General features: G+C 73.5%; 11 protein-coding genes and 1 tRNA gene. 5 read left to right on the top strand and 7 right to left on the bottom strand.

Annotated elements, in window-relative coordinates:
- Position 1: 1 nt before the first annotated feature.
- Positions 2-1,408: an FAD-binding oxidoreductase gene (locus B086_RS0106285; protein WP_026252156.1), complete on the bottom strand. Its 1,407-nt coding sequence runs from the start codon at positions 1,406-1,408 to the stop codon at positions 2-4.
- A 188-nt stretch (positions 1,409-1,596) separates the two neighbouring features.
- Here B086_RS0106285 and B086_RS0106280 point away from each other — a divergent pair, with 188 nt between their 5' ends.
- On the top strand, positions 1,597-3,105 hold the full coding sequence (locus B086_RS0106280) for a tetratricopeptide repeat protein (protein ID WP_018565554.1): 1,509 nt from the start codon (positions 1,597-1,599) through the stop codon (positions 3,103-3,105).
- A 113-nt stretch (positions 3,106-3,218) separates the two neighbouring features.
- Here the strand turns inward: B086_RS0106280 and hppD are convergent, their stop codons facing one another.
- Positions 3,219-4,367 (bottom strand): 4-hydroxyphenylpyruvate dioxygenase, encoded by a 1,149-nt coding sequence (hppD, locus tag B086_RS0106275; protein WP_018565553.1) that lies wholly within the window; start codon positions 4,365-4,367, stop codon positions 3,219-3,221.
- Between the two features lie 123 nt (positions 4,368-4,490).
- Between hppD and B086_RS0106270 the strand changes: the two genes are divergently transcribed.
- From B086_RS0106270 to B086_RS0106260, 3 genes are all read left to right on the top strand, one after another.
- Positions 4,491-4,958 (top strand): Lrp/AsnC family transcriptional regulator, encoded by a 468-nt coding sequence (locus B086_RS0106270; RefSeq protein WP_018565552.1) that lies wholly within the window; start codon positions 4,491-4,493, stop codon positions 4,956-4,958.
- A gap of 153 nt (positions 4,959-5,111) precedes the next feature.
- Positions 5,112-5,711, top strand: coding sequence for an ArsR/SmtB family transcription factor (locus B086_RS0106265; RefSeq protein ID WP_018565551.1), 600 nt, complete (start codon positions 5,112-5,114; stop codon positions 5,709-5,711).
- 11 nt (positions 5,712-5,722) lie between these two features.
- Positions 5,723-5,920: a hypothetical protein gene (locus tag B086_RS0106260; protein WP_018565550.1), complete on the top strand. Its 198-nt coding sequence runs from the start codon at positions 5,723-5,725 to the stop codon at positions 5,918-5,920.
- A gap of 17 nt (positions 5,921-5,937) precedes the next feature.
- Here the strand turns inward: B086_RS0106260 and B086_RS0106255 are convergent, their stop codons facing one another.
- From B086_RS0106255 to B086_RS39285, 4 genes are all read right to left on the bottom strand, one after another.
- Positions 5,938-6,732, bottom strand: coding sequence for a S16 family serine protease (locus B086_RS0106255; protein ID WP_026252155.1), 795 nt, complete (start codon positions 6,730-6,732; stop codon positions 5,938-5,940).
- Positions 6,733-6,762: 30 nt separating this feature from the next.
- Entirely contained in the window at positions 6,763-7,404 is a 642-nt protein-coding gene (locus B086_RS0106250) for an IclR family transcriptional regulator (RefSeq protein WP_018565548.1), read from the bottom strand.
- 351 nt (positions 7,405-7,755) lie between these two features.
- A complete protein-coding gene (locus B086_RS0106245) occupies positions 7,756-9,549 on the bottom strand; it encodes a DEAD/DEAH box helicase (RefSeq protein WP_018565547.1) in 1,794 nt (597 codons plus the stop codon).
- Positions 9,550-9,673: 124 nt separating this feature from the next.
- Positions 9,674-11,254 carry an MFS transporter gene (locus tag B086_RS39285; RefSeq protein ID WP_051115771.1) on the bottom strand — a complete coding sequence of 527 codons (1,581 nt, stop codon included), beginning with the start codon at positions 11,252-11,254 and terminating at the stop codon, positions 9,674-9,676.
- Positions 11,255-11,472: 218 nt separating this feature from the next.
- Between B086_RS39285 and B086_RS0106235 the strand changes: the two genes are divergently transcribed.
- Positions 11,473-11,544 (top strand) — tRNA-Cys (locus B086_RS0106235).
- Between the two features lie 27 nt (positions 11,545-11,571).
- Here the strand turns inward: B086_RS0106235 and B086_RS0106230 are convergent.
- The gene (locus B086_RS0106230) at positions 11,572-12,744 is read right to left on the bottom strand and encodes an SUKH-4 family immunity protein (protein ID WP_018565545.1); all 1,173 of its coding nucleotides are present in this window, start codon (positions 12,742-12,744) and stop codon (positions 11,572-11,574) included.
- Positions 12,745-12,851: the final 107 nt, after the last annotated feature.

Raw genomic sequence — 12,851 nt, 5'->3', positions numbered from 1 at the left:
GTCAGAACAGCTTGCCCGGGTTGAGGAGGTTCAGCGGGTCGAAGACCTGTTTGACGGCCCGCTGCATCTCCACCCCGACCGGGCCGATCTCGCGCGCCAGCCACTCCTTCTTCAGGACGCCCACGCCGTGCTCGCCGGTGATGGTGCCGCCCAGCCGCAGCCCGAGGGCCATGATCTCGTCGAAGGACTCGCGGGCGCGCCGCGACTCCTCCGGGTCCCGGGCGTCGAAGCAGACGGTCGGGTGGGTGTTGCCGTCACCGGCGTGCGCGCAGACACCGATGGTGAGCCCGTACTTCGCGGCGATCCGCTCGACCCCGTCGAGCATCTCGCCGAGCCGGGAGCGGGGCACGCACACGTCGTCGATCATCGTCGTGCCCTTGACCGCCTCCAGCGCGGTCAGCGACATCCGGCGGGCCTGGAGCAGCAGTTCGGACTCGGCGGCGTCGTCGGCGGGGACGACCTGGGTGGCGCCGGCCGCCTCGCACAGCGCGCCGACGGCGGCGAGGTCGGCGGCCGGGTCGGGCGTGTCGAACGCGGCGAGCAGCAGCGCCTCGGTGGTCTCCGGCAGGCCCATGCGGGCCAGGTCGTTGACGGCCTTGACCGTCGTACGGTCCATCAGTTCGAGCAGGGAGGGCACATGGCCGCCCTCCATGATCCGGCACACCGCGTCGCAGGCGGCGCTCGCGGAGGAGAACTCGGCGGCCAGCACGAGCTGCTGCGGCGGCTGCGGCTTGAGCGCGAGGACGGCCCGCACGACGATGCCGAGCGAGCCCTCGGAGCCGACGAAGAGCCGGGTGAGGTCGTACCCGGCGACACCCTTGGCGGTGCGGCGGCCGGTGGACAGCAGGCGGCCGTCGGCGAGCACCACGTCCAGGCCGAGGACGTACTCGGCGGTGACCCCGTACTTCACGCAGCACAGGCCGCCGGAGGCGGTGCCGATGTTGCCGCCGATGGTGCACATCTCCCAGCTGGAGGGGTCCGGCGGGTAGGAGAGGCCGTACTCGTTGACCGCGCGGGAGAGGGTGGCGTTGACGACGCCGGGCTCGACGACCGCGACCCGGTCGACGGGGTTGATCTCCAGGATGCGGTCCATCTTGGTCAGGGAGAGGACGATGCAGCCGTCAGAGGCGTTGGCCGCGCCGGACAGGCCGGTGCGGGCGCCCTGCGGGACGACCGGGACGCGCAGCTCGGTGGCGGTCCGCATGACGTGCTGGACCTGTTCCACGGTGCGCGGCAGGACGACGACGGCCGGGGCGCCGGACGGGCAGAAGCTCGCCATGTCCTGGGCGTAGGAGGCGGTGACGTCGGGATCGGTGAGGACCGCCTCGGCCGGCAGGCCCGCGAGGAGCCGGTCGGTGAGGTTGGCCTCCACTGCGTCGGGTGCGGCTTGGATACGGCTCATGATCACAGCGTGACACCCGCGGCGACCGGTGGGAACCCCGTGGACGCGATCCCTCCGCCCGCCGGGTGGCCTGCCCGGTGCCCCTGCCCGGTGCCCCTGCTCGGTGGCGGCGGGTTGCGCCCGCCGGGTGGCCCTCGGCGCCGCCGCCGGGTCGCGCCGGGCGTGCGCGGGCGCACCGGCGCACAGTGTGCGCCATGGAGAAGCCTGCACGGACCCCCGACCCGGCCCCGGACCCGGCCCCGGCCATTCACCCGGCGCGCGGGGGACGCCCGGCGCGCCGGACGGCGGCACGGATCCTCGTCGCGCTGGCCGTGCTGGGCGGTGCGGCGGGCGCGGTCCTGCTCGCGCGGCCCGCGGAGCGCCCGGCGCTGCGGCCGTCCGCGCCCGGGGCGCCCGGCGCGGCACGGGCGGCCGGACTGACGCGGGCGGCGCTGGACGCGGTGACGGCCGGGGTGCCCGCCGCGCTGCCCGGTCTGACGGAGCTGATCGCCGACCGGGAGCGCCGGGTACGGGCGCACCCGGCGGACGCGCGGGCGTGGGCGGTGCTGGGAGCGGCGTACGTCGAGCGGGCGCGGCACACGGCGGACCCGGCCGGCCTCCCGGCGGCCGAACGGGCGCTGCGCACCTCGCTGCGGCTGAGCCCGGAGCACAACGCGGACGCGACCACCGCCCTGGCGGCGCTGGCCGTCGAGCGGCGGGACTTCCCCGCGGCGCGCACCTGGGCCCAGCAGGCGCTGGCCCTGGCGCCGGGGCGCGGGGCGACGTACGCGCTGCTGATCGACGCCTGCACCGGGATGGGTGACCACAAGGCCGTCGGCCGCTATCTGGAGCAGTCACTGAAGGCGGACCACTCCCCCGCCGCGCGGGCGCGGGCCGCGGCCGTCTACCGGGACCGCGGCTGGCGCGAGGACGCGGCGGCCCAGCTCACGGACGCGGTGGCGGCCGCGACCGGGCCGGCGGAACGGGCCGCGTACCTGGAGCAGTCCGGGCGCTACGCCTGGGAGCGCGGCGATCTCGACGAGGCACAGCGCTCCTTCACGGCGGCGCTGCGCCTGGACCCGGCCCGGCGGGACGCCCTGGCGGGGCGGGCCCGGACGCTGGCCTCGCTGGGCCGGTCCGCGGAGGCCGTGGCCGCCTACCGGCGGGCGCTGGGCGACCGGCCGCGCCCGGAGCATCTGCTGGAACTGGGCGAGCTGTACGAGTCGCTGGGGCAGGACGGACCGGCCGAGGCGCAGTACGAGCGGGTGCGGGAGCGGGCCGGGCAGGAAGAGGCGGCCGGGGTGGACACCGCGCTGGTCCTCGGGCGGCTGGAGGCGGACCACGGGGATCCCGAGGAGGCGGTGCGCGGGCTGCGCGAGGAGTGGCGGCGCCAGCCGGGCACGGCGGTGGCCGACGCGCTGGGCTGGGCGCTGCACCGGGCGGGGCAGGACCAGGAGGCGCTGGAGTTCGCGACGACGGCGACGGAGGAGGCGCAGGGGGGCGGGGTGCGCGACGCGCTGTACGAGTTCCACCGGGGGGCCATCGAGGCGGAGCTGGGGCTGACCGGACCGGCCCGCCGCCATCTGGAGCAGGCGCTGCGCACCGCCCCGGCCTTCTCCCCCCTCCGGGCGCCGGAGGCGGGCCGGGCGCTGGCGGAGCTGGGCGAGCCGGTGGCGGCGGAGGCGCCCGCGGGGGTGGAGGTGGCGACGGACGCCACCGGATAGGCCCGCGCCGGGCACCGGCCGGGGCGGGGCGTCTCCCGGAGACGGCGAGGCCCGGCCGCCGGGACGGACGGCCGGGCCTCGCCGTTGCGGGGTGCGGTGCGGGTGCGGTGCGGTCAGAGGTTGCCGCGGCGCTCCTGCTCGCGCTCGATCGCCTCGAACAGGGCCTTGAAGTTGCCCTTGCCGAAGCCCATGGAGCCGTGCCGCTCGATGATCTCGAAGAACACCGTCGGGCGGTCCTGGACCGGCTTGGTGAAGATCTGGAGCAGGTAGCCGTCCTCGTCGCGGTCGGCGAGGATCTTCAGCTCGCGCAGGGTGTCGATGGGCACCCGGGTGTCGCCGACCCACTCGCCGAGGGTGTCGTAGTACGAGTCCGGGGTGTCCAGGAAGCGGACTCCGGCGGCGCGCATCTGGCGGACCGTGTGCACGATGTCGTTGGTGTTCAGCGCGATGTGCTGGACTCCGGCACCGCCGTAGAACTCCAGGTACTCGTCGATCTGGGACTTCTTCTTGGCGATGGCGGGCTCGTTGATCGGGAACTTGACCTTGAGCGTGCCGTCGGCCACCACCTTCGACATCAGCGCGCTGTACTCGGTGGCGATGTCGTCGCCCACGAACTCCTTCATGTTCGTGAAGCCCATGACCTTGTTGTAGAACTCGACCCACTCGTTCATCCGGCCGAGTTCGACGTTGCCGACGCAGTGGTCGACCGCCTGGAAGGAGCGCTGGGCGGGCGGCGCCACGATGGGCTCGGCGGAGGTGAAGCCCGGCAGGTAGGGGCCGTCGTAGCCCTTGCGCTCGACCAGGGTGTGCCGGGTCTCGCCGTAGGTGGCGATGGCGGCGAGGACGACCGTGCCGTGCTCGTCCTTCAGCTCGTACGGCTCGGTCACCGAGCGCGCGCCGTGCTCGACGGCGTAGCTGTACGCGGCCCGCGCGTCCGGGACCTCGATGGCGAGGTCGACGACGCCGTCGCCGTGGTCGGCCACGTGCTGGGCGAGGAAGTTGCCCCAGGGGGTGGAGGGCTTGATCACGGAGGTGAACACGAACCGGGCGGAGCCGCTCTCCAGGACATAGCTCGCGGTCTCGCGGCTGCCGTTCTCCGGTCCGGAGTAGGCGACCAGGGTCATGCCGAAGGCGGTGGAGTAGTAGTGCGCCGCCTGCTTGGCGTTGCCCACGGCGAAGACGACCGCGTCCATTCCCTTGACCGGGAAGGGGTCGGCCTGCCGTGCGGTCGCGTCGGGAGTGTGCTGTGTGGTCTGCGTCATAGGCGAAGCGTCACCCGGCTCCGCAAGGTGCGCAATAGTTCGCACAATCGCTGGGCAAGGTGACCAGTGAATGCCCGGTGACGTCGGGCTTTCTGTACAGGATGACCACCGGGAGGCGGGCTGATGGCGATCGATCATCTGGACGGCCGCATCATCGTGCTGCTGGCGCGCGAGCCGCGGATCGGTGTGCTGGAGATGTCCCGGCGGCTGGGGGTGGCGCGGGGGACGGCGCAGGCGCGGCTGGACCGGCTGCGCTCGGGCGGGGTGATCCGCGGCTTCGGTCCGGAGGTGGACCCGGCGGCGCTCGGCTATCCGGTCACCGCCTTCGCCACGCTCCAGATCCGGCAGGGGCAGGGCGCGGGGGTGCGGGCGCATCTGGCGACCGTGCCGGAGGTGCTGGAGCTGCACACCACCACCGGCACCGGCGACATGCTGTGCCGTCTCGTGGCCCGCTCCAACGCCGACCTCCAGCGGGTGATCGACCGGGTGGTGGGCATCGAGGGCATCGTCCGCGCCTCCACGGCGATCGTGATGGAGAACCCGGTGCCGATGCGGATCATCCCGCTGGTGGAGCAGGCGGCGGAGGAGTGACCCGACGGGGGCCCGGTCCCGGGCCCCCGGGAGACCGCGTCCAGCCGGGAGACCGCGTCCAGCGGGAGAGCCCGGACAACGAGTCACCCGTACAAAGACTTAGTTGCAAAGAAGTCCTTGCAAGGGTTCCTTTGCAAGGCTATCTTTGTACGCATGCCGGAACCCGAACTGCCTGGACCCGAACAGCCCGAAGTCCGCCGCCTCGACGCCCGGACGCTCCGCGGGCTGGCCCACCCCCTGCGGATGCAGCTGCTCACCGCGCTGCGCCAGGGCGGCCCCGCCACCGCCTCCCAGCTCGCCGCCAAGCTGGGCGAGTCCAGCGGTGCCACCAGCTACCACCTGCGCCAGCTCGCCGCGCACGGCTTCATCGAGGACGCGCCCGAGCACGGCAAGGGCCGCGAGCGCTGGTGGCGGGCGGCGCACGACGGCGTGAGCTTCGACGAACAGCTCCTCGAGGACCCCGACCCGACCGTGCGCGGCGCCGCCGACGTGTTCCTGCACGGGATCGCCAACCACCACACCCAGGAACTGGCGACCTGGCTCGCCACCAGGAACGACTGGGGCGAGAGCTGGAGCCGGGCCTCGGACATGAGCGACTGGACCCTGCGCCTGACGCCCGACCTCGCCCGCGACCTCATCGAGAAGATGCACGCGCTCCTGAACAGCTACCGGGTCCTGGCCCCGGAGGAGAACACCCCGGACAGCGAGCAGATCCGCATCCACACGCACGTCCTCCCCACCCGTACGGCCTGAGAGGCAGCCCGATGCACTCCGAGATCCACCTCGCCCTGCACCACGACCGCGCCGCCGCACTCCACGCGGAGGCCGACGCCGACCGGCTGGCCGACAGCGCACGTCAGCGGCAGCCCCGTGACCTGAGGGGTTGGCTCGGCTGGACCCTGGTGGAGGTCGGCCTGCGCCTGGCCACGGCCTCCCCCGCCCCGCGCGCCGTGACGGCCTGACAGCTCGGTACGGCCGGCTAACAGCTCGGTACGGCGGACTCCTTGCCCTCGCGCAGGGCGGTCAGGGCGGTGATCGCGCCCTTCAGCGTGGTCACCGGGACCAGGCGCAGCCCCTTCGGCAGTTCCGCCCCGGCGTCCTTGCACTCGGCCCTGGGCACCAGGAAGACCGTGGCGCCGTCCCGCCGCGCGGCCTGCGTCTTGAGGCCGACCCCGCCGACCGCGCCCACCGTGCCGTCGGGGGTGATGGTGCCGGTGCCCGCGATCGTCCGGCCGCCGGTGAGATCGGCGCCGCCGCCGGCGCCGTGCAGCTTGTCGACGATGCCCAGGGAGAGCAGCAGCCCCGCGCTGGGACCGCCGACGTTGGCGAGGTCGAGCTTGACGTCGATCTTCTCGCCGGACCTGCCGAGGTACTTCAGCGCCGCCTGGGTCGCCGAGTCCTGCGACTCCTTCATCTGCGCGGCGTTGTGCTGCTCGATCTGCCGTACGGTGTCGCCGCTCGGGTAGACCGCGTCGCGCGGCATGACCGCGCGGTCGGTGGCGAACCAGCCGTCGATCACCTCGCTCAGCGAGATGCGCGCGTCCGGACCGGTCGCCTCGATCGTCGTCATCCGCAGCTGCCCGGTCGTGCCGCGCACGGGCGCCCCGGAGATGGTGATCACCTGGTTGCCCTTGTAGCTGCCGAGCACATCCGCCGTCGACCCCGGCTGCGCCACCGAGAACGGCAGCGGCGCGAAGACCGCCGTGGCGATCAGGGCCACGACGGGCAACGCGCAGACGGTGAGGGCCTGGGGGCGTGTGAGGCGAGAGAGCACGGAATCAATCTACGCGACCGCGCGGCACCCTCATCTGAGAGCCTCGGCCACCTCACGGGCCGCGTCCACCACCCGCGGCCCCACCCGCTCGGGCACCGCGTCGGCGAGCATCACCACCCCCACGCTGCCCTCGACGCCGGTCACCCCGAGCAGCGGCGCGGCGGCACCGCAGGCGCCCGCCTCCAGTTCGCCGTGGGTGAGGATGTAGCCGGGTTCGGCCGACGGCTGGCGGCGGGCGGTCAGTATCGCCTTGCCCGCGGCGCCCCGCTCCAGGGAGTGGCGGAAACCGGCCCGGTAGGCCACGTGGTAGTCGGTCCAGGTCGGCTCGACCACGGCGACCGCGAGCGCCTCCGCGCCGTCCACCAGCGTCAGATGCGCGGTCGCCCCGATGTCCTCGGCCAGCGACCGCAGTGCGGGCAGCGCCGCCTCGCGCACCAGCGGGTGCACCTGGCGGCCCAGCCGCAGCACCCCGAGTCCGACCCGGGCCCGGCCACCCAGGTCGCGGCGGACCAGCGCGTGCTGTTCGAGGGTGGCGAGCAGGCGGTAGACGACGGTCCGGTTCACGCCCAGTCTCTGGGACAGCTCGGTGACGGTCAGCCCGTGGTCCGTGTCGGCCAGCAGTTTGAGGACCCGCAGTCCCCGGTCGAGCGTCTGGGATGTCTCCGCGGTCACGACGCCCACTCCTTCAGTGGTGAGGTCGGCGGCGCTCATCGCGGCGGGGCGTCACCGAGTCCCGTCAGTGACGCGCGACAGAGGCCGCCGATCGGCCGGCGGGTCGGGGGGCGGTCCCGGACCCGGTCGCTTCACGGCTGCGCTCCGCGGCGGCGCTGCCACGGGGCGTGTGCGTAGCGGGACAGTAGCGAAGCCGGTTCGCTGAGCGGAAGGCTCCGTCCAGAATCCGGTCAACGACCGAAACAAACTGCTCGCGTTCGTCCCGATACGTACCGCACCCGCCTGCACACATCCCTCACACGCCCCCGGGGCCCCACGGTCCGTCTTCCGGCCCCCGGCGCACCGGTGCCGTCAGCGCATCCGGGTCGCCCACTCCTGCACCTTGGCGATGCGCTGGCGCAGCTGTCCGGCGGTGGCCTCCGCGCTCGGCGGGCCGCCGCACACCCGGCGCAGCTCGGTGTGGATCACGCCGTGCGGCTTGCCGCTCTGGTGGACGTAGGCGCCGACCATGGTGTTGAGCTGCTTGCGCAGCTCCATCAGCTCCTTGTGGGTCACCACCGGGCGCCGCTCGGCGGGCAGTTCGAGCAGATCCGCCTCGTCGTCCGGCTTCTTGCGGCTGTGCGCGATCTGCCGCGCCTGCCGCTTCTGGAGCAGCATCTGCACCTGCTCGGGCTCCAGCAGTCCCGGGATGCCGAGGTAGTCCTGCTCCTCCTCGCTGCCCGGGTGGGCCTGCATGCCGAACTCGGCGCCGTCGTAGAGGACCCGGTCGAAGACGGCGTCGGACTCCAGCGCCTCGAACGGCAGCATGTCCTGCTCGCCGGTGTCCTCGTCCTGCTCCTTGTTCGCCTCGTCCATCTCCTTCTCGGACTCGGCGTAGGGGTCCTCCTCGCCCTCCTTCTTCGGCTTGTCGAGGGCGTGGTCGCGCTCGACCTCCATCTCGTTGGCGAAGGTCAGCAGGTCGGGGATGGTCGGCAGGAACACGGAGGCGGTCTCGCCGCGCCGCCTGGACCGTACGAAACGGCCGACGGCCTGGGCGAAGAAGAGCGGGGTGGAGATCGTCGTCGCGTACACCCCGACCGCGAGCCGCGGCACGTCGACGCCCTCGGACACCATGCGCACGGCGACCATCCAGCGGTCGTCGCCGTGGCTGAAGTCGTCGATGCGCTGCGAGGCGCCGGTGTCGTCGGACAGGACGACGGTGGCGCCCTCCCCGGTGATCTCGCGGATCAGCTTGGCGTAGGCGCGCGCGGAGTCCTGGTCGGAGGCGATGACCAGCGCACCGGCGTCCGGGATGGCCTTGCGGACCTCGGTGAGCCGCTGGTCGGCGGCGCGCAGCACGGACGGCATCCACTCGCCGCGCGGATCGAGCGCGGTGCGCCACGCCTGGCTGACGGCGTCCTTGGTCATCGGCTCGCCGAGCCGGGCCTCGATCTCGTCGCCCGCCTTGGTGCGCCAGCGCATGTTGCCGCTGTAGGAGAGGAAGATGACCGGCCGGACGACGCCGTCGCCCAGCGCCGAACCGTAGCCGTAGGTGTAGTCGGCGGACGAGCGGCGGATGCCGTCGTTGCCCTCCTCGTACGTGACGAAGGGGATGGGGTTGGTGTCGGAGCGGAACGGCGTACCGGTCAGCGCGAGCCGCCGGGCGGCCGGCTCGAACGCCTCCAGGCAGGCCTCGCCCCACGACTTGGAGTCTCCGGCGTGGTGGATCTCGTCGAGGATGACGAGGGTCTTGCGCTGCTCGACGCGGTTGCGGTGCAGCATGGGGCGGACGCCGACACCGGCGTAGGTGACGGCCACCCCGTGGTACTCGCGGCCCAGCGGTCCCGCGCTGTACTCGGGATCCAGCTTGATGCCTATGCGTGCGGCGGCCTCCGCCCACTGCTTCTTCAGGTGCTCGGTGGGCGCGACCACGGTCACCTGCTGGACGACGTGGTGGTGCAGCAGCCAGGAGGCGAGCGTCAGCGCGAAGGTGGTCTTGCCGGCGCCGGGGGTGGCGACGGCGAGGAAGTCGCGCGGCTGCTCCTGGAGGTACTTCTCCATCGCGCCCTGCTGCCAGGCACGCAGCTTGCTGGCGGTTCCCCACGGGGCACGGCCGGGGAAGGCGGGCGAGAGGTGATGGGAGGCGGCGGCGGTGGTGGTAGTCACGGTCTCCGGTTCGCTGTGCTCGGGGCTCGGGGCTCGGCTACGTATGACAACCGGGCCACCCTACCGGTGTCCTCACCCCGGCCCTGAGCCGACGACACCCCACCGGGGGCGGGTGCGACACGGGTCACAGATCATCCGTGACGTCATCCGGGAGATCGGCCGTGAGATCGGCCGTGATGTGGTGTCCGTCCGTGCCGTCGGGGGTCCGGAGCCGCCGCGTCACCCACGCGCCCGCGAGCGCCACCCCCGCCATCGGCAGGAAGACCGCCGCGAAGGCGGCGGGGTGGGCGGCGGTGCCGGTGGCCGCCGCCGTGGTGTGGGCCACCGTGCCGCCGCCCAGCGCGGCGAAGGCGGCGCCGCCCGCGGCGAGCAGGAGCACATTGGAGAGGGCGTCGGACAACTGGAGGGCCGCGGAGTTGGCGCCGGCCTCCTCGGGGGCGGACAGCTTCAGCAGGAGCACGCTGGTGGAGGAGATCACCAAACCCATGCCGAAGCAGCCGAAGCCCCAGGCGACGGCGACCGTCCACACCGGGACGGAGTGGATCAGCACGCTCGGCGCGGTGGCGATGGCCGCCGCGACCAGCACCATGCCGAGCGTCATCAGCCGCTCCCGGTAGGCCGCCGGGCCCGGCCGGGACTGCACCCACGAGCCCAGCGCCCAGGTGGCCCCGCCCGCGGCGAGCGAGAACCCGGCCAGGGTCGGGGACAGGCCGCGCTGGGTGACGAGCATCAGCGGCACGAAGGACTCGGCGGCGATGAACGACCCGGCGGCCACGCCGCGCAGGAGCACCACGGAGGGCAGACCGCGCGCCGCCCGCCAGGTGCCGTGCGGCAGCAGCCCGCGCACGGCCGGCACCAGCAGCGCGGCGCCCGCCGCACCCGGGAGCAGCGAGATCCAGCGCAGGTCCTGGGCCGCGTACTGGAGCAGGCCCGCGCCGAGGGAGAGGACGAGGGCGAGCCGGATGCGGCGGGCGTCGAAGGCCGCGGCGCCCCGGTCCGTGCCCTCGCTGTCCCCCTTCACCGGGCCGGGACCGTGCACCGGGCCCGAGGCCCGGCGGCGTATCTGCGGCAGGGCCATCGCCAGCGGGAGCACCACCAGGACGGGGATGCCGATGAACACCCAGCGCCAGCCCAGGTGTTCGGTCACCGCGCCGGAGGCGAGCGGCCCGACGATCGAGGGGACCACCCAGGCCGCCGCGAACGCCGCCATGATCGCCGGACGCAGCCGCTCGGGGTAGGCCCGGCCGACGACCACGTACAGCGCGACGATCACCAGTCCGCCGCCCAGGCCCTGGACGGCCCGGCCCAGGATGAACACCCACATCGTGCCCGCGGTACCGGCGAGCAGCAGCCCGGCGGCGAACGCCCCGATGCCCGTGGTGAGCGCGGCCAGCGGACCGCGCCGGTCCGCCCACTGCCCGGCGAGCACCATCCCGAACAGGCTGGTCGTGAAGTACCCCGAGAACGCGAACGCGTACAGCGGCACCCCGTGCAGTTCCCGCGCCGCGACCGGCATGGCCGTGCCCACGGCGGTCGCCTCGAAGGCGATCAGCAGCACGACGGAGACGATCCCGATACTGAGCGCCCGGTGGGCCCGGCCCAGCACCGACCCTTCCGCCGCCTCCCGTACGGACGGCGGAGCGGGCGTCTCGGATCTGCCAGGGGTGTCGGCGACATCGGCGTCGCGTGGTTCGAGGGCGGTCATGGTCGCCAGCGTAAGGTGCACAGCCCGCTTTGACCCCTGTCCGGAGTCGCCCCCGCGACGGGACCTTGGTCGTACGACCCCGCGCGCCGCCCTCCCCCGTTCATGAACGCCGTATGGCAGTCCCGTTGCACCCCCGCCTCTCCCCTTGAGTCCCCCGCCCCACCCGCCCTACGGTCGTCACACCGACACGGCGGCCCGCCTCACGGCCCCGCCGACCCGGCCGTGTGCCCGAGTGGTTGAGGGACTCGCCTGCAAAGCGAGTTACGCGGGTTCGATTCCCGCCACGGCCTCCGGATGAGGGCGGGGCAGGTGGAGGGTCACAGGACTCCGCCTGCCTCGTCCTGGAACATTTCTGTCCAGTAGTGCCAGTCGGTGTCCGGGGTGGTGCCCGTCGGGTCGATGGATGTGAGGGCCTGGATCATGAGCATCGCGAGCTGGTCGTAGGCGTCGGTGGTGAGTTCGGCGTCGAGGTCGGCGTCGATCTGCTTCTCGCGGTGCAGGAGCCAGAGGGTGTAGGCGAGGGTGGAGACGTCCGTGTTGAGCGGGCGGAGCAGGGCTTCCGGTTCGCTCCAGTTCCAGACTGTGCCCGTGGCGCCGTCGACGACCAGGCTGTGGTCGGCGACGAGGTGGCCGAGGCGTATCAGGCGGTCGGCGGGGACCGGGAGTCCGGTGGGCGGCAGGGCCGGGCGGCCGGCGTCGGTGTGGTGCTCGGTGAGGGTGGGCAGGGGGACGTCGGTGTCCAGCTGGAAGAGGATGCCGTCCTCGGGGAGGCCCGTCTCGCGCAGGAAGCGGCGGGTCGGCTCGTGGGTGAGGGCGGCGGGGAAGTCGACGTCCTCGAAGCGGGCGACGCGGCCGGGGCCGAACTCCGTCTCCAGGAGGCGGGCGGGCAGGTCGAGGGCGAGGCCCGAGCGGGTGCCGGGGCCCGCGATCAGGGCCAGGGGGCGGATGAGGGCGGCGGCCTTCCAGAACGGCGGCACCTCGCCGTCCGTGCCCTCCTCGAACACGGCCAGGAGCTGACGGGACGCCTCCGCCACCGCCTCCGGGCCGTACCGTCCGGCGTAGGAGGCGAACTGGCCGCGCAGGCCCGCCAGTTCCTCCGTGACCGCGGCGAAGCGGACCAGGGCGTCCAGGGACGGCGCCAGCGGGCTGGCGTCCATCAGGTCGGGGCGGTCGTGCAGGAAGAACGTCGTGGAGACCTCGCCGGTGCCGCCGTCCAGCAGCAGCGTGTCCGCCTCCAGACCGCCGGGGCCCAGCAGACCGCCTATCACCAACTGGTCGCGCAGCTCGGCGTCGAGTCCGTCGGGGTCGCCGGTGGAGTCGGCCACCGTGCGCAGGCCGTCGCGGCGCAGCGGAGCGAACGTCAGGTACGCGCTGTCGGCCGGCAGGCCGGGGCCGGTCAGCCGGTGGCGGGTCGGCGCGTGCGTGACGTACGGGTCGAGGGCGGCCTCGGGCAGGGTGATCACCGCGGTGGCGGCGCCGGTCGTGCTCATCTGTCCCCCGTGTCCCGTGTTTCCGTGCTTCCGTGTGTGCCGGTGCGGGTCGGATCGCGGTAGCCGTCCTCCCCACTGCCCAGCACACTACGCCGCACCACTGACAA

Origin of the sequence: Streptomyces sp. PsTaAH-124 (assembly GCF_000373685.1) — a bacterium.
GTDB lineage: Bacteria > Actinomycetota > Actinomycetes > Streptomycetales > Streptomycetaceae > Streptomyces > Streptomyces andamanensis.
The sequence above is the reverse complement of the archived record's forward strand: the minus strand, read 5'-3'. Positions and strand labels throughout refer to the sequence as shown.

Excerpts from the sequence above, each read along its gene's own strand:
- B086_RS0106270 (WP_018565552.1), top strand. The coding sequence starts at position 4,491 with ATGGCGATCGATCATCTGGACGGCCGCATCATCGTGCTGCTGGCGCGC.
- B086_RS39285 (WP_051115771.1), bottom strand. The coding sequence starts at position 11,254 with ATGACCGCCCTCGAACCACGCGACGCCGATGTCGCCGACACCCCTGGC.
- hppD (WP_018565553.1), bottom strand. The coding sequence starts at position 4,367 with ATGACGCAGACCACACAGCACACTCCCGACGCGACCGCACGGCAGGCC.
- B086_RS0106265 (WP_018565551.1), top strand. The coding sequence starts at position 5,112 with ATGCCGGAACCCGAACTGCCTGGACCCGAACAGCCCGAAGTCCGCCGC.
- B086_RS0106260 (WP_018565550.1), top strand. The coding sequence starts at position 5,723 with ATGCACTCCGAGATCCACCTCGCCCTGCACCACGACCGCGCCGCCGCA.
- B086_RS0106280 (WP_018565554.1), top strand. The coding sequence starts at position 1,597 with ATGGAGAAGCCTGCACGGACCCCCGACCCGGCCCCGGACCCGGCCCCG.
- B086_RS0106230 (WP_018565545.1), bottom strand. The coding sequence starts at position 12,744 with ATGAGCACGACCGGCGCCGCCACCGCGGTGATCACCCTGCCCGAGGCC.